The sequence below is a fragment of the Microbacterium sp. Leaf288 genome (genome assembly GCF_001422925.1).
In the GTDB taxonomy this organism is placed as follows: Bacteria; Actinomycetota; Actinomycetes; order Actinomycetales; family Microbacteriaceae; genus Microbacterium.
On record NZ_LMNI01000012.1, the window covers coordinates 581,455 to 596,556 of the forward strand.

Here is a 15,102-nt window from a genome sequence, read left to right on the forward strand (position 1 = left end):
ACCGCGGAAGCGGCGGCCGTCGCGCCCAGCGGGAACCCTCAGTCGGCGAGAGCGAGCACCGGTGCGAGGTCCTCGCGGCTGAGCCGGATCCACGGCCCCGCGGGGTCGACCACCACACCGGTGATCCCGTCGTCGCTGCGCAGCGCCTTCGCGAGCTGTGCGCCGGTGATCGGACCGGCGTTGTCGCCACGGCCCATGACAGCGATCTCGAGCGGGTGCGAGTACACCTCGAGGAAGCGACGCCCCTCCGCGTCTCGCCCCTCCGCCAGACCAGGCGCGCCGTTCTCCGCGACCCCCACCGCCACCCAGAGGGGGGCGCGGGTGAGCGCCTCGGCCACCTTGCCGTTCATCTCGGGGGTGCGCTCCGCCGCGAGCAGGGTCTTCACGGTCAGCTGCGGATCGGCCTGCTCGACGGCCCGCTCCAGCAGCTCCTTCGGCAGCACCGCGCGGGACGGCGCGGACGCGGGATCGATGATGATCCCGTCGTAGGCACTGGCGAACACGTGCCGCAGCACCGTGAGCACGGGCTGACCCATCGCCGAGGTCTCGACGTCGCCGTCGGCCTTGACGCTCGCCTGAAGTGCGGCGCCGCTCGAGTACACCAGGGCGAACGTGCGCTCCCCGGAGTTCGCGATCGCGAGCGGCAGACCCTTCCCTTCGGCGAGGAGCGCCCGGGCGTCGCCCTTGACCCGCAGGAACAGATGCCCCTGCATCAGCTGCCGCGCGACATCGAGCAGCGCCTGGGAGGCCGGGGCGTCGCCGATCCGCCCGAGCGCGGCGCGCAGCAGCACATTGTCGCGCAGCCCCGGCACCGTCTCGGTCTGCTCGGGCGCCGTGCGCATCCACTCCCGCACACCCATGCGCGGCTGCGGTCCCGGAGGGACGGTCTCGCCGACCTGCGGCTCGCGCGGCTCGGCCGGCTGAACCGGCTGAGACGCCGCGGGAGAAACCCCGAGCCCGCCGAACGACGAGACGGAGATGGACACCGTCCCCACGCCTTCTCCACTCTCCGCCGGCGCGTCGGGCGCTGCGGCTGACTCCGCCGCCGGGGCGGCGGCATCCGTCTCCGAAGCGGGCGCATCCGTTGCCGGAGCCTCCGCAGCGGCGGAAGGAGCGGCCGCCCCGGCGGATGCGAGTTCGGCCGCGACGCCCTCAGCCTGTGCGGGCTCGGGGGAGGTCGACGGCTGCTCGGCGGGCTTCTTCGGACGGCGCGAGAACAAGGCCATTGTGCGAGCCTAACCCGCCCGCGCGGCGCCGACGCCGCGAACCTCACCCCAGCGCGGATACCCCGTCGGCGATCACTCCGACACCGACGGCGAGAAGGGATGCTGCGAGCACGACGACCCCGGCCCACAGGAGCGCGATCGCGCGACCGGGGCGCTGAGGGTCGCGTCCCAGCACCGACAGGAAGAACCCGCCGGGAATGAGGAGCGCGCTCGCCAGCACGCCGACCGATGCCCACTGCCACGGCATCGGGACGCCGACCGCGGACACCAGGAGGAGGCTCACGAGCCCCAGGATCACGAGCACGCCGGCGTGTGCGTGCCCCGCGCGGAAGAAGGTCTTCTGCAGCCCGTTGAAGGGCAGACCGCGCGTCGCGATCCGCAGCAGGAAGGTGCCGCCCGACATGATGCCGATGACGGTGAGGATCGTCGCGCCGGCGACGATCGTGAGGATCGGGTCCATCGTGGCCTCCGTTGGATAGTTTCGCTCTCCAATATTGGATAGCTATAGTATCCAATGTCAACACCAAAGGGGCCGCATCATGAAGATCTCGGAGCTGTCGGAGCGCAGCGGGGTTCCCGTGGCCACCGTGAAGTTCTACATCCGCGAGGGCATGCTCCCCCGGGGCGAGGCGCTCTCCACGACGCGCGCGGAGTACGGAGAGGAGCACCTCTCTCGCCTCACACTCATCGGCGCACTGGCCGATGTGCGCGGACTCCCCCTGTCTCGTGTGCGCGACATCCTCGCGTTGATCGACGCCCCCGACGACGACCCGATCGCGACCCTGGGGCGTGCGGTGGGCGCCCTCCCGCCGTACGTCGAGTCCGACCGCGACGACTACCCCCGCGCGCGAGAGGCGATCGGCGAACTCGGCCTCACCTACGACCCCGACTTCACCGCGGTTCCCCAGCTCGACGAGGCGCTGCGGGCGCTGGAAGCGGCGGGATTGGATGCCTCTCCCGCCGTGCTCCGCCGCTACAGCGACGCGATGCGCCAGGTCGCGGCCGAAGAGCTGGCCCCGATGGCCGGCATGTCGCGCGCCGAGGCGGTGCCCTACGCGGTGCTCGGCACCGCGCTCTACGAGCCGGTGATGCTCGCCCTCCGCCGCCTGGCCCACCACCACCTGCTGGTCGAGGACGGGGCGCCCGGCGGCTGAGCCCGCGTCAGAGCTTGGAGATCGGGGCGATCTTGATCAGCAGCTTCTTCGGGCCGGCCGAGTCGAATCGCACGTGGGCGACGCGCTTCGCGCCCTCGCCCGTGACGGCGTCGACGCGGCCCTCACCGAAGTCGTCGTGACGGATGCGGTCGCCGGGCGCCAGCTCGAGGTCGCCGTTGTCGCGCACCTTGGCGGGGATCTTGTTCGCGAACCGCTCGAGGTTGCCCGATGGCTCGCGCCGCGCCAGCGGCACCAGGTCATCGCCGTAGCGCCGACTGCCCGAACCGCCGAAGCCGGAGCCCGACCCCGAACCTCGCCGCGCGTTCAGTGCGCGGGACTGTGTGCCGCCACGCGAGTTGACGTCGCCCGGCGACTGGCGCCAGTGCAGCAGCTCGGCCGGGATCTCCTGCAGGAACCGGCTCGGCATCGCCACCGTCACCTCGCCGAACTGCGCACGGGTCATCGCGAGCGAGAGGTACAGACGCTTGCGCGCCCGCGTGATGCCGACGTAGAACAGCCGGCGCTCCTCCTGCGGACCGCCGGGCTCCCCCGCCGAGATGCGGTGCGGGATGAGGTCCTCTTCGACCCCCGTGACGAACACGGCGTCGTACTCGAGTCCCTTCGCCGTGTGCATCGTCATGAGCGACACCGAGCCCGAGGCGTCCTCGAGGTCGTCGGCATCGGATACGAGCGCCACTTCGGTCAGGAAGTCGAGCAAGGTGCCCTCGGGGTTGTTCCGCGCGAACTCACGGGCGACGGCGACCATCTCGTCGAGATTCTCGATACGCGCTTCGTCCTGCGCGTCCTTGCTGGCGCGCAGTGCGTCGTAGTAGCCGCTCTTGTTCAGCAGCAGCGTCAGACCCTCGGCGACCGCGGTCGGCGGGGCGAGCTCGCCCGTCGTCGGAAGCATGATCTCGGATGCCTCGGCCAGCACCGCGTCGAGATGCGCGATGGCCGCCTGGATCTTGGGCCCGACGCCCAGCGCCGACGAGTTCGCGAGCGCGTCGCGGAACGTGATCTGCTGGTCGGCCGCGTACCGCGAGATCGTCTCGATCGTCACGTCGCCGATGCCGCGGCGCGGGCGGTTGATGATGCGGCGCATCGCCATCTCGTCGGCCGGGTTGGCGACCGCGACGAGGTACGCCAGGGCGTCCTTGATCTCGGCGCGCTCGTAGAACTTGGTGCCGCCCATGATCTTGTAGGGCAGCGCCGAGCGGATGAAGATCTCTTCCAGCGCACGGGACTGCGAGTTGGTGCGGTAGAACACCGCGACCTGCGAGTAGTCCACGCCGGCCCGGCGCAGGGCCTCGATCTCGTCGGCGACGAACTGCGCCTCGTCGTGCTGCGAGTAGCCCGTGAAGCCGACGATCTGCTCACCCTCGCCGACGTCGGTCCACAGCTTCTTGTCTTTGCGGTCGAAGTTGTGGCTGATGACGGCGTTCGCGGCCGACAGGATGTTCTGCGTCGACCGGTAGTTCTGCTCGAGCAGCACCACCTTGGCGCCCGGATAGTCCTTCTCGAACTCGCTGATGTTGCGGATGTCGGCGCCGCGGAACGCGTAGATCGACTGGTCGGAGTCGCCGACGACGGTGAGCGACGCACCCTCTTCGGCGGCCGGCTCGGGCTCGAAGATCATCATGCCGCCGGAGCCGGCGAGGGGTGCAGCATCCGATCCCGGCGGACGCGTCAGCTCGTGGATCAGAGCGTACTGCGCGTGGTTGGTGTCCTGGTACTCGTCGACCAGCACGTGCCGGAAGCGACGCCGGTAGACGTCGGCGACCTGCGGGAACGCGCGGAACAGGAACACCGTCTGCCCGATGAGGTCGTCGAAGTCGAACGCGTTCGCCTTCTGCAGCTCACGCTGGTAGGCGCCGAACAGCTCGACGAACACGCGCTCGGCAGGATCGCTCATGTTGGCCGTGCGGGCGTAGGACTCAGCATCCGCCAGCTCGTTCTTGAGCCGTGAGATCTTCGACTGTGTGGCGGCGGGCGTGAGGCCGAACGCGTCGGCCTCGTGCTCCTTGACGAGGCGCTTGATGAGCGCGCGCGAGTCGCCCGAGTCGTAGATCGTGAACGACTTGGTGAAGCCGAACTGCTCGGCCTCGCGCCGGAGGATCCGCACGCACGCCGAGTGGAAGGTCGAGATCCACATGCCGCGCGACGAGTCGCCCACGAGCTGCTCGACGCGCTCGCGCATCTCACCGGCGGCCTTGTTGGTGAAGGTGATCGCCAGGATCTGACTCGGCCACGCCTCACGGCCGCGCAGCAGCGACGCGATGCGCCGCGTCAGCACGCTGGTCTTGCCCGAGCCCGCGCCGGCCACGATGAGCAGTGCCTGCCCGCGGTACGTCACGGCCTCCCGCTGCTGCGGGTTGAGCCCTTCGAGCAGGTCCTCGTCGGGTCGTGCGCCGGGGGCCTGAGGGCCGATGTCTCTGCCGACGATGATGGGGGTGCTGGCGTCCGTCATTGCCCGTCAAGTCTAGGCGCGCACGCCGACACCCACACCGCCGCGGCGCCCGACGGATGGAGCGGACGAATGCTGCGCCTCACGGCAGCCGCGATGCCGCCGCCTTCAGGAGCTTCAGCGCCGGCGACACCTCCTTCAGCCGTTCCTCGGCCTCGTCGCGCAGCAGGTCGGCGATCGTCTCGTAGGCGTCGGACGGCTCGCCCGCCCGGCCCGCGAGCGCGCCTTCGTGGGACACCCGGCGCGCGAGCAGCATCGCATCGCGGTGCGCGCCGAGCACGTCATGCAGGTCTTCGCCGGCGTCCGTGATGGCTTCGACCTGCGGGGGGAACAGGTCCGGCGCCACGTCGGCGATCGCCTCTGCCACATACCGCGTGCGGCGTGCGGCCTTGCGCAGCTCGTGGTACGCCTCGTCCGAGCCGTCGAGTCGGCCCTCGGCCTTCTCCACGCGCCGCGCCTGCTTTGCGAGCACGCTGGCGAGCACGGCGGCTGCGGGGCGATCCGGCTCGACGACGACCGCCGGGTCGACGAACTCCCGCAGCAGCCGCGCGCGCTCCTCCGCCCGCGGCGAGCGCGCGAGCTCCACGAGTCGCTCGTGCGCAGCGGGGTAGGCCTCGCGCTGGCTCTGGACGAGCCGATGCACGACCGCCGGGTCGTCGATCTCAGCGCGCTCCAACAGCTGCTCCGCGACGTCAGCGCGCACTTCGATGTCGCGCACGACGCCGAGTTCGCGGCCCCACTCGGCGTAGGCGACCCGCACCCGCTCGGCAGCCCGCGCGTCGAGCGCCTCGCGAAACCCCCCGAGCACACTGCGCAGACGCCGCACCCGCACGCGGTGCTGATGCACCCCGTCGGGCTCGTCGGCCAGGGCTGCGGCGGCGCTCTGCTCGACCTCGGCCGCCGCGCGGCGCAGGATCTCCCCGAGCACGTCCCCGACGGTGGGGCTCTCCCGCGACCTGCGCATCCCCCGAGCCTAGGGACGCACCACGCGGCGGGGAAGATCGGCGACCAGCGGAGGAGATGTGGCCGCCGGAGGGCCCGGGGCGCAGCATCCGTCCTCCGCTCCTCACATCCCCTCCGCCCGAATCACCCGCGTGGCCGGTGGAAGACTCGGGGGCTGGCCGGGGAGAGCTTTCAGGCGCGAGTGGGCAAGATGGACCTCATGCGCACCCTCCTCAACATCATCTGGCTCGTGCTGTCGGGCTTCTGGATGTTCCTCGGCTACATGCTGGCGGGGGTGGTGCTGTGCATCCTGATCCTCACCATCCCGTGGGGCGTCGCCTCGTTCCGCATCGGCCTCTACGCCCTCTGGCCGTTCGGCCGGACCATCGTCGACAAGCCGACGTCGGGGGTCGGCTCGTTCCTCGGCAACGTCGTCTGGGTGATCCTCGCCGGCTGGTGGCTGGCGATCGGTCACATCATCACCGGCATCGCGCTGTGCATCACGATCATCGGCATTCCGCTGGGCGTCGCGAGCTTCAAGCTCGTCCCGATCTCGCTCATGCCCCTCGGCAAGGTCATCGTCGACAGCCGCACGCTGCAGCCGGTCTGAGTCTGCCCGTGACTGCCCAGCCCTCATCCGCCGGCACGGCGGCCGACGCCACGATCGGCGCGACGCATCAACCGCTGCGCGAACGCGTGCGGGATCTCCTTCGCGACCGGATCGTGCGCGGCGATTTCGTGCCCGGCGACCGCCTGGTGGAGCGAGTGCTCGCTGAAGAGATGGGTGTCTCGCGCGTCCCGGTCCGTGAAGCGCTCACCCTCCTCAAGGGCGAGGGCTTCGTGCAGGAGGTGCCGCGTCGCGGCGTCATCGTCACGGTGCTGGCGAAGGAGGACGTCGACGATCTCTTCGACGTGCGCGTCGCCCTCGATGTGCAGTGCGCGCGCCTCGCGAGCGCGCGGGCGACGGATGCGGAGATCCAGGCGCTCGCCGCCATCGCCGACGAAGCCGACGCCGCGCTCGCGCGGGGCGACCTCGGTGCGATCGCCGAGCTGAACCAGGCCTTCCACGACGCCCTTCCGCGCATGGCGCACAACCGCATCCTGGCGTCGACCATCGAGCCGCTCGAGGGCCGGCTCCACTGGGTGCTCCGCCAGAACCGGTCACCCGAGATCCTGCTCGCCGAGCATCGGGAGCTGGTCGAGGCCCTCGCGAAGCGCGACGCCGACAGGGCTGCGGATGTCGCGCTGCGCCATGTGGACACGAGCCGCGCCCTCTGCCACGAGATCATGTTCGGCGACGAGGACTGAAACGGCGGCCGTGACGGTCTCCACCGAGCCTCCGGCCGCGTGGACCGAGCCGCGGGCACGCAGTATCCATCTCCTCAGAGAAGTCGTCGCGCCGAGGCCCAGGCTGTCAACTCGTACCGGGACGACAGCTGCAGCTTGCGCAGCACCGCCGACACGTGCGATTCCACGGTCTTCATGGAGATGAAGAGCTCCGCCGCCACCTCTTTGTATGCGTAGCCGCGGGCGATGAGGCGCATCACCTCCTGCTCGCGCGACGAGAGGCGGTCGAGTTCGTCGTTGGTCGTCGCGGTCTCGCCGACGGCGGCACCGAAGGCATCGAGCACGAACCCCGCGAGGCGCGGCGAGAACACGGCGTCGCCGTCGGCGACCGCGTGCACGGCTCGACTGACCTCCGCACCTGACGAGCCCTTCGTGATGTAGCCGCGGGCACCGGCGCGGATGACCCGGACCACGTCCTCCGCGGCATCCGACACGCTGAGCGCCAGGAAGCGCGTCGCGGGAACGGCCGGCGCGGCGCCTCGGATGACCGCCTCCCCGCCGGCGGCGTCAGGACCCGACGCCGCGCCGGCGCCCACCGGCAGGTGCACGTCGAGCAGCACGACGTCGGGCGCGGTGGCCTCGATGATCGCGATCGCAGATGCGGCGTCGGCCGCCTCGCCGACGACCTCGACCGACGCGTCGAGGTCGGCACGCAGACCCGAGCGGAAGATCGAGTGGTCGTCGACGATCACGACCCGCACGGTGCGTTCAGCCACGGCTCCCCTCCCGGGAGTATGCAGACCCCGTGTCGGGCGAGGGGGTCGTGGAGAACCGCAGGTGCACCTCGGTGCCGCCGCCGGCTCCGCGCCGGATGGTCGCCGAGCCGCCCGCCCGGCGCATGCGGCCGAGGATGGATTGACGGATGCCGAGCCTGTCGTCCGGGATGTCGTCGAGGTCGAACCCGGGGCCGCGGTCGCGCACGTACACGTCGACGGCGTTCGCGTTGCCCTCGATGTAGACCGACACGTCGCCGCCGGCGTGGCGGGCGGCGTTCAGCATCGCCTCGCGTGAGGCCGCCGCGACCTCGCCGCTCGCGCGCTCGGCCGGAAGTCCCGCTGAGACGACGTCGATGCGCACCGGGTAATCGAGCTCGAGGGCGGCGGCGTAGTCGCGCAGGTCGGTCGGCAGGTCGCTGTCGGCGGGGGCGTCGCCGTCGTAGAGCCAGGCACGCAGCTCGCGCTCCTGGGCGCGGGCGAGGCGTGAGACCTCGCTCGATGCACCCGCGCGATTCTGGATCAGGGCAAGTGTCTGCAGCACTGAATCGTGCAGGTGCGCAGCCATCTCGGCGCGCTGCTCCTCGCGAATGCGCCGCACGCGCTCCCCCGAGAGCTCGCGCCAGCGGTCCACGAGGATCGACGAGTACACGAGCAGGATGCCCGCGATGGGCACCAGCGCGATCACGAACCCCGCGACGCCGGTCTGCCGCAGGGCCGAGAGCTGCGTGAGCAGCAGCAGGATCAGGGCCACGGTCACCACGATGCGCACGACGTTCTCGTGCCGCGGGCCGCGCGCGGGGTCGCGCCGATCGACGAGCGTCGCCCAGGCGCCGGCCGCGACCGCGAGCGCCATCGCGAGGACCACGCCTCCCACCCATCCGGGCAGCGACGTCCCTCCGACGCCGGTCGCCCCGAACAGGGCGATCGCAGCCATCGTCACCAGCGCGACCGCGATCGCGGCCCCGGTGAGCAGCCAGGCCACGGGCACCCGACGTGTCGGCACGTCGTGCGCGCGTGCGGCCTCGGTGGCAGCATCCGTCTTCCAGGCGCTCGTCGCGTCGCCCGCGCCGGCTGTGCCCGGAGCGGCCCCGGGAGGCCGCGGGTCGTCCCACGGCACGAACACCCACAGCCACGCGTACAGCAGCGCGCCGGCACCCCACACGGCGGTCAGCGCGACGAACGCTGTGCGCAGGAGCCACAGGGGCCAGCCCAGATGGCGGGCGAGACCCGCCGAGACTCCGGAGACGGCACAGTCACGCGGACGACGCAGCGGCGGGCGGCCCGGAGGTGTCGGCGCCGGCCGCACCACGTCTGCGACGGCGGGCGTCGGAGTCGTGGAGGAGGGCATGCCGACCATCCAATCATCGTGCCCGACCCCGAGCCACGATGCAGAGCGGAGATCAGGGACGCGTCAGGGGATCACCCCATAGCGAGCCCCTCGCCGTGGCCGCCAGGGTGGATGCATGACCGACACGACCTCCGCTCCCCCCACCGATCCGGGACCGCCGCCGACCGCCCCTCCGGGGCTGCCGACCGGCACGGACCGGTTCTTCTCGTGGGTGGAGGGCCTCGGCATCGTCCGCGCAGACGGGTGGCTCGGCGGCGTGTGCGGCGGCCTCGCGGCGCGCCTGCGGATCGACCCGATCATCGTGCGCGGCATCTTCGTCGTGGTGGCGCTCTTCGGGTTCCCGGCGCTGCTCGTCTACGCGATCGCGTGGGCGCTGCTTCCCGACACGAGCGGGCGCATCCACCTGCGCGAGCTCTTCCACGGCCGCTACGACGCCGCGATGACCGGCGTCTTCATCCTCGCCGTCGTCGGGTTCGTCCCCGTCGTGCCGTGGCTGCGCAACATCCTGATGTGGCCGCTGTGGGCGCTCACCGGGTTCGCGCCGTGGGCCTGGGACGGCTCGGGCATCTGGGACCTCGGCTCTCCGTTCGGCGGCATCGGCGTGATCCTCGCCCTCGCGCTCATCGGCACGGCCGTCTACTTCATCGTCCGGGCGGCTCAGGCCGGCCGGCCCTCCCGGGCGGGCGCGCCGACGGCTTCCGCGCCGCCCGCCCCGGTCGCGTCGCATTCGGGTGTCGACGCGGCCTCTCCTCTCGCGGCCGACGCCGCGGGCATCGCGGATCCGGCCGGTCGGGCGCCGGCCGGATCCGCGACAGGATCGGAGACGGTCCCCGCTCCCACTCCCGACGCCGCCGATGTCGCGGCGGCGGACTGGCGCGCCGATTGGCGCGCGAGCCAGGAAGAGTGGCGGGTGCAGAACGACGCGTGGCGTCGCAGTCAGCAGGACGCCGCCCGCGCCGCCCGCGAACAGGCCCGGCGTGAACGACACGCGCACGGCGCCGCGTACGCCGCCGAGGCCGAAGAGCGTCGCCGCGTGCGCCGTGCGACCCGCCCGCGCACGAGCTTCGTGTTCGTGGTCACGGCCCTGGGTGCCGCGATCGTCGCCGGAGCACTGACCGTGCTGATCACCCTGGGCGACCCGGCGCTGGCCGGCTTCGCGGCCGCCATCGGCATCCTGTCCGCCGCGATCGTCGTGAGCCTCGCGATGGTGGTCGCCGGCATCGCGCGTCGCCGCAGCGGCTTCCTCACCGCGGTCGCGATCGTGCTGGTGACCATCGGCGTCGTGACGGCCATCGCCTCGGGCCCGCGCAGTTTCGTGCTCGGGAACGTGGATCTGGGTACGAGCACCGTTCCCACCACGATCGTGCAGCCCTTCGGCAGCACGGACATCACGGTGCTGCCCCTCTCGGAGGACGAGAACGTCGACGCCGGCACCATCACGATCCGCAAGAGCACCGGCGTCACCTACATCACGGTGAACCCGGGCACCGCCGTGGAGATCGAGGCGCGGCTGGGCGCCGGCCGAGTGGAGGTGCAGCGCCTCGACCCGCGGTCGAACTCCGTCGAGGACGTGCCCGTCACCTTGCGCCCCGGAGAAGAGGGGACGTCGGAGTGGTCGTGGTCCACCCGCAACACCACCGCCGACGCCGACGCTGCCACCCGTCAGAAGATCGTGCTGGAGCAGGGGCTCGGCTCCGTCTACGTGACCGTCTATGAGCCGGAGGAAGAGCGATGACCGACACGAACCCCACCCTCGACCTGACGCAGTCCCTGGTGTTCGCCCCATCCGCCGGGACGCCTGACCAGCAGCCCGTCACCGGCGCTGCGGCTGATGCGGCGCCGCGCACGCGCTGGGCGGCGATCATCTGGGGTCTGGTCTTCGCGGTGATCTCCGCGACGGCACTGTGGGTCACCGTCGACGCGGGCCGTCGCGACGCCGTGGCGGACTGGGTCGTCTCCCTCTCCCCGCCCGCGATCGTCGCGTACCTCTTGCTCGCCGCGGGCGCGATCGCGCTCGTGGGCGGCCTGGTCGGCATCGCCCGTCGCCTGCAGCGCGGGCCGCGCAGCGCAGCGACCGCTCCCCCGACCGCTTGACTGCTCACCTGTCACGAAGCGCCGACTCACCCGGCGATTCGTGACAGGTGAGCGGCCTGAGCGCCCGCGAACGCGAACGCGCCGTGCGCCCGAAGGCACACGGCGCGAACGCGGTGGATCAGGCGCCGGCCGTGGGGCGGCCGACGCCTGACGATCACTCGGCGACGAGGCTGCTGCAGCCCTCGTCGCCCGAGCCGACGCAGACCACGAGGGTCTCGGCGTCGACGAGGTCCTCGGGAACCTGGAAGCTCCACACGAACGTGTAGGACTTCTCGGGCGTCATCGGCACCTCGACGGAGCGCTGCGAGACCGCGTCGGCCGAGAACGACTCGTCCGTCGTCGAGCGCAGGACGGGCGCCACATCGACGTCGGACTGGCCCTTCTCCGACACCCACTGGGCGACGTTGACGGTGACCCACTGGTTGCCCTCGGCGGGCTCGTCGAGCGTGGCGGCGGCGCTCTCGTCGGGGACGATGCTGCTCCACACCTCGAGCTCGGTGCCGTCGGCGCCGACGCGCTCACCGGCGGCGGCGGGCTCGGTGACCGACGAGGTCACGACGGAGTCAGCGGCCGACGAGGACGTCGGCTCGGGGCTGGCGGTGGACGCGCAGCCGGCGAGCAGAAGGCCGGAGACGGCGGCGATGGACAGGAGTGCTGTGCTTCGTGAGCGCATGGTGAATACCTCTTCGAATTGTTTCGGGGATGTTTCTAAAGTACTCCTCCGACACGTGTGGTCCGACCACGCGCGAACGGTGCACTCCCCCGTTTCAGGAGGGACCGGATGCTGCCCCCCGCTGCCGTCGCCACGGCACCGCGAGCAGCAGGCCGACGACGAGCAGCGCGCCGCCGAATGCGGCGGCCGCCCACGGGGTCACGGAGGGGATCTCGAGGTACGTGGTGATGCCGAGGATGCGGGCGAGACCCCAGGGCAGCAGACCCATCTCGTCGTTCCAGAGCGTGAGCGCGGTCTCGAGGCCGATCGCCCCGACGGCCACCGCGGGCACGAGCAGTCCCGCGCCGGCCGCGGCGAGCACGTATCCGGTCGCACGCCGCGCGCGCACCTGCGCCGACAGCGCCCAGCCGGCGGCGACGAACACCCAGACGAACAGCGCGAACGCGATGCTGATGTACACCGTACGCAGCAGCGGGTCGGTCCAGAACGCGAACCAGTACCCTCCCGGGCCCGTGAACGAGAGGGCGAACAGCGTCACGATGCAGCGCAGCACCACGACCCCGCCGACGGCGGCGATGACCGGCCACGGCGAGCGCTCCCAGACGAAGAGGCGCAGCACGAGGGCGAACACGACCCAGGCGCCGACGATGACGGCGAGGTGCGTCCACGACAGGAACGACGTCTGCACGGCGCGCGTCGCGACGAGCAGCCCCGCCGGCACGATCAGCAGCAGCCACCGGTCGAGCTCGAGCATGCCGAGGGTGGACTCGCGCGCCCGCCACGGCCGCGTCGACGCGATCCACGTCGCGCGCGCCGCCGCAGCGCCCGGCTTCGCGACCAGCCTCGTGCGTGCGGCGAGCATGCCGATCACGACCCAGGCCAGAGCGAGCACGAGCAGCACCCGGGCGACCCACGCCATGGGCTCGTCGCGCATCGCGCGCTCGACGCCGAGCTGCGCGGCGGTGAGGTTGAAGGCGGGGTAGTCGAGGTTGCCCCCGTACTTCGCGAGGTGCTCGGCCGCGCGCTCCTCGTACGCGACGCGGTCGGAATCCCACCGCGCATGCGCCTCGGGCGAGAGCGTGTCGTGCCACTGACCCTGATGCAGGATCATCGCGCGATACGACTCGAGCAGCCGGAGCGTGTCGAGCTCGTAGTCCAGCGTGTCGAGGAACGCGGCCCGCATCTCGGGCGAGCGCCAGGTCGCGGCATCCGTCTCCGAAACGAGCTCGCGCATCTGCTCGACCGCCACGACCGCCTCGGCGCCGTCGCCGATCGCCGCTTCGACGCCGTCGGCCCCGCTGTCTCGCACGATCGAATACAGCACGTCGAGCACGGCGGAGTCGCCGGTGAGTATGTCCCACTCGAAGATCCACATCATGGGCGGCGGTTCGAGCCCGATCGCGAACACGCGCTGCTCGGCGAACTGCGGCACGTACATGCCCTGCGCGATCGCGTCGCGGGAATGCGTCATCGCCTCGACGATCGCCTCGACCGTGGCGGGGTCTTCGGAGAAGTACTCCCGAGCCCACGCCGCGGTGGTGCCGGCGACGTCGGCCTCGGGATTCTGAGCGAGGGATGCTGCGAGCTGCGTGTTCAGCTCGTACAGCTGCCAGAACCCCGACTTCAGGTACAGGCTCATGGGTCCGGCGCGCCACGGACCGCCGTCCTGGGTCCAGACCCAGATGCCCTCGACCTGGTCGTTCGCGGCGAGCAGCTGCTGCAGCGCCCACTGATACTGCGGTCCGAGGTCGTTGGGGAACGCACCGAAGTTCTCGAACTCGCGCCGGCTCTGGAACTCGACGATGCGCCGCTGCGAGCCCTGCTCGAGCGTGTCGTTGAGGGGCAGCCACGTGTAGAAGTCGCCGAGCGTGTACTTCGTCGACACGATGAGTGCCGGCGAGTCGATGCCACCGAGCACAGCCTCGTACGACTCCGCGTTCGTGTGCATGTCGCCGACGGCGCCGACACCCACCGACCACGTGCGGAAGATCACTTCGCGATCGGATGCCTCGGCCTGCGCCGTGAACGCCTCGAGCATCGTGCGCACGGCGTCGAGCGACGTCACCTCGAGCGCGGAGTAGTAGTCCCAGCCGCCGACGTCGTAGACCGGACCCGCCTCGCCGATGCGGATGAGAACGCCGTCGAGCGCGGGCACCGCGTCGTACAGCTCGTCGAGGCCGGCGGTGTAGACGTTCCAGAGCTCGGGGTTCTCGGTGTCGAGCGAGCCGAACTCGCCGGCGAGGTACTGCTCGAGCGGACCGGTGAGCGCGAGCATGTCGGTGCGCAGGAACACCTTCATGCCCAGCTCGTCGGCGCGTTCCCAGAAGGGCGCGTACGCGTCGCGCAGGGCGAGGGCCTTGTCGCGATGGTCGTCACCGTCGGCGTAGACCGGGCCGTCGGGCGCCCCGTCGAACGTGACGTACTCGACGAACCCGGGGAACGCGACGGCGTTGAACCCGTTCGCGAGGGAGTGCCGCAGGAAAGCGTCGAAGTCGTCGAACGCGGCGGCGAGTGCGGTCTGGTCGACATACGGCGGCTCGGGCTGCATGACCGCGGCGAACGCCTTCGACGCGTGCGAGTAGTCGTCGCCGGACTCCCACTCGGCCGGATCCGGGATCACGCCGACCGCGCCGAGGTCGGTCATGCGCAGCGGCAGCCGCGAGGCCGCGTGCTCGCCGACGAGGTCGGTGAGCGGCGCCGCGGCGCGGACCTGGGCGCTGAGGTCGTAGATGCCGCGCGTGACGCCGTCTTCGCTTCCGGCGCGGACGAGCAGCGCGGCGGCATCCCCCTCGATGGCGTACGCGTCGTCGGTCGCGACGAGGGTCGGGTCGATCCGCGCCGTGAGCACGGCTTCGCCGGAGGTTCCGGATGCTGCGGTCACAGCATCCGTCAACTCCTCCAGCGCGACCGACACGCGCTCCGTCTCGGGGGCGTCGAACGTGAACGAAGGCGGGAGGACCGGGTCGGCGACCGCGGGCACGACAGGGGCTTGCGGCTCCATCTGGGCCGAGGGCTCGGTGCGGATTCCGAGGGCGTCTCCGACGGCGAACGCGACGCCGGCGCCGAGCGCCAGCAGGATGATCGCGGTGACGACAGCGAGGATGCCTCGCCGTCGCGCCGTCGTCATCCCTTGATCCT

Annotated in this window: 13 protein-coding genes; 5 read left to right on the forward strand and 8 right to left on the reverse strand. The window is 71.4% G+C overall.

What is annotated here, in order from left to right; translation table 11 throughout:
* Positions 1–38: 38 nt before the first annotated feature.
* Both ASF40_RS16210 and ASF40_RS16215 read right to left on the reverse strand, forming a co-directional pair.
* On the reverse strand, positions 39–1,226 hold the full coding sequence (locus tag ASF40_RS16210; RefSeq protein ID WP_056370882.1) for an SseB family protein: 1,188 nt from the start codon (positions 1,224–1,226) through the stop codon (positions 39–41).
* Positions 1,227–1,269: 43 nt separating this feature from the next.
* Positions 1,270–1,686: a hypothetical protein gene (locus ASF40_RS16215; protein WP_056370884.1), complete on the reverse strand. Its 417-nt coding sequence runs from the start codon at positions 1,684–1,686 to the stop codon at positions 1,270–1,272.
* Positions 1,687–1,765: 79 nt separating this feature from the next.
* On the opposite strand from ASF40_RS16215, the gene ASF40_RS16220 reads away from it, so the two are divergent.
* Entirely contained in the window at positions 1,766–2,380 is a 615-nt protein-coding gene (locus ASF40_RS16220; RefSeq protein WP_056370886.1) for a MerR family transcriptional regulator, read from the forward strand.
* 7 nt (positions 2,381–2,387) lie between these two features.
* Here ASF40_RS16220 and ASF40_RS16225 read toward each other — a convergent pair whose 3' ends face one another.
* Together ASF40_RS16225 and ASF40_RS16230 are read right to left on the reverse strand one after the other, a co-directional pair.
* Positions 2,388–4,847: an ATP-dependent helicase gene (locus ASF40_RS16225; RefSeq protein WP_056370888.1), complete on the reverse strand. Its 2,460-nt coding sequence runs from the start codon at positions 4,845–4,847 to the stop codon at positions 2,388–2,390.
* 79 nt (positions 4,848–4,926) lie between these two features.
* Positions 4,927–5,808, reverse strand: a complete 882-nt coding sequence (locus tag ASF40_RS16230; protein ID WP_056370890.1) for a CHAD domain-containing protein — start codon at positions 5,806–5,808, stop codon at positions 4,927–4,929.
* 198 nt (positions 5,809–6,006) lie between these two features.
* Between ASF40_RS16230 and ASF40_RS16235 the strand changes: the two genes are divergently transcribed.
* Positions 6,007–6,396, forward strand: a complete 390-nt coding sequence (locus tag ASF40_RS16235) for a YccF domain-containing protein (protein WP_056371560.1) — start codon at positions 6,007–6,009, stop codon at positions 6,394–6,396.
* Positions 6,397–6,404: 8 nt separating this feature from the next.
* A complete protein-coding gene (locus ASF40_RS16240; protein WP_200919504.1) occupies positions 6,405–7,094 on the forward strand; it encodes a GntR family transcriptional regulator in 690 nt (229 codons plus the stop codon).
* 74 nt (positions 7,095–7,168) lie between these two features.
* On the opposite strand, the gene ASF40_RS16245 is transcribed toward ASF40_RS16240, so the two are convergent.
* The gene (locus ASF40_RS16245; protein WP_056370892.1) at positions 7,169–7,849 is read right to left on the reverse strand and encodes a LuxR C-terminal-related transcriptional regulator; all 681 of its coding nucleotides are present in this window, start codon (positions 7,847–7,849) and stop codon (positions 7,169–7,171) included.
* Positions 7,842–9,197, reverse strand: coding sequence for an ATP-binding protein (locus tag ASF40_RS16250; protein ID WP_082497175.1), 1,356 nt, complete (start codon positions 9,195–9,197; stop codon positions 7,842–7,844). Before ASF40_RS16250 ends, ASF40_RS16245 begins: the two co-directional genes overlap by 8 nt.
* Before the next feature lie 115 nt (positions 9,198–9,312).
* Between ASF40_RS16250 and ASF40_RS16255 the strand changes: the two genes are divergently transcribed.
* Both ASF40_RS16255 and ASF40_RS21510 read left to right on the forward strand, forming a co-directional pair.
* A complete protein-coding gene (locus ASF40_RS16255) occupies positions 9,313–10,932 on the forward strand; it encodes a PspC domain-containing protein (protein ID WP_056370894.1) in 1,620 nt (539 codons plus the stop codon).
* Positions 10,929–11,291, forward strand: a complete 363-nt coding sequence (locus ASF40_RS21510) for a hypothetical protein (RefSeq protein WP_235560260.1) — start codon at positions 10,929–10,931, stop codon at positions 11,289–11,291. Before ASF40_RS16255 ends, ASF40_RS21510 begins: the two co-directional genes overlap by 4 nt.
* A gap of 154 nt (positions 11,292–11,445) precedes the next feature.
* On the opposite strand, the gene ASF40_RS16265 is transcribed toward ASF40_RS21510, so the two are convergent.
* Both ASF40_RS16265 and ASF40_RS16270 read right to left on the reverse strand, forming a co-directional pair.
* Positions 11,446–11,964, reverse strand: coding sequence for a hypothetical protein (locus ASF40_RS16265; protein WP_056370896.1), 519 nt, complete (start codon positions 11,962–11,964; stop codon positions 11,446–11,448).
* Between the two features lie 94 nt (positions 11,965–12,058).
* A complete protein-coding gene (locus ASF40_RS16270) occupies positions 12,059–15,091 on the reverse strand; it encodes a hypothetical protein (protein ID WP_056370898.1) in 3,033 nt (1,010 codons plus the stop codon).
* Between the last annotated feature and the right edge of the window lie 11 nt (positions 15,092–15,102).

Coding starts and splice junctions, on each gene's coding strand:
- ASF40_RS16210 (WP_056370882.1), bottom strand. CDS start 1,226: ATGGCCTTGTTCTCGCGCCGTCCGAAGAAGCCCGCCGAGCAGCCGTCG.
- ASF40_RS16215 (WP_056370884.1), bottom strand. CDS start 1,686: ATGGACCCGATCCTCACGATCGTCGCCGGCGCGACGATCCTCACCGTC.
- ASF40_RS16220 (WP_056370886.1), top strand. CDS start 1,766: ATGAAGATCTCGGAGCTGTCGGAGCGCAGCGGGGTTCCCGTGGCCACC.
- ASF40_RS16225 (WP_056370888.1), bottom strand. CDS start 4,847: ATGACGGACGCCAGCACCCCCATCATCGTCGGCAGAGACATCGGCCCT.
- ASF40_RS16230 (WP_056370890.1), bottom strand. CDS start 5,808: ATGCGCAGGTCGCGGGAGAGCCCCACCGTCGGGGACGTGCTCGGGGAG.
- ASF40_RS16235 (WP_056371560.1), top strand. CDS start 6,007: ATGCGCACCCTCCTCAACATCATCTGGCTCGTGCTGTCGGGCTTCTGG.
- ASF40_RS16250 (WP_082497175.1), bottom strand. CDS start 9,197: ATGCCCTCCTCCACGACTCCGACGCCCGCCGTCGCAGACGTGGTGCGG.
- ASF40_RS16255 (WP_056370894.1), top strand. CDS start 9,313: ATGACCGACACGACCTCCGCTCCCCCCACCGATCCGGGACCGCCGCCG.
- ASF40_RS21510 (WP_235560260.1), top strand. CDS start 10,929: ATGACCGACACGAACCCCACCCTCGACCTGACGCAGTCCCTGGTGTTC.
- ASF40_RS16265 (WP_056370896.1), bottom strand. CDS start 11,964: ATGCGCTCACGAAGCACAGCACTCCTGTCCATCGCCGCCGTCTCCGGC.
- ASF40_RS16270 (WP_056370898.1), bottom strand. CDS start 15,091: ATGACGACGGCGCGACGGCGAGGCATCCTCGCTGTCGTCACCGCGATC.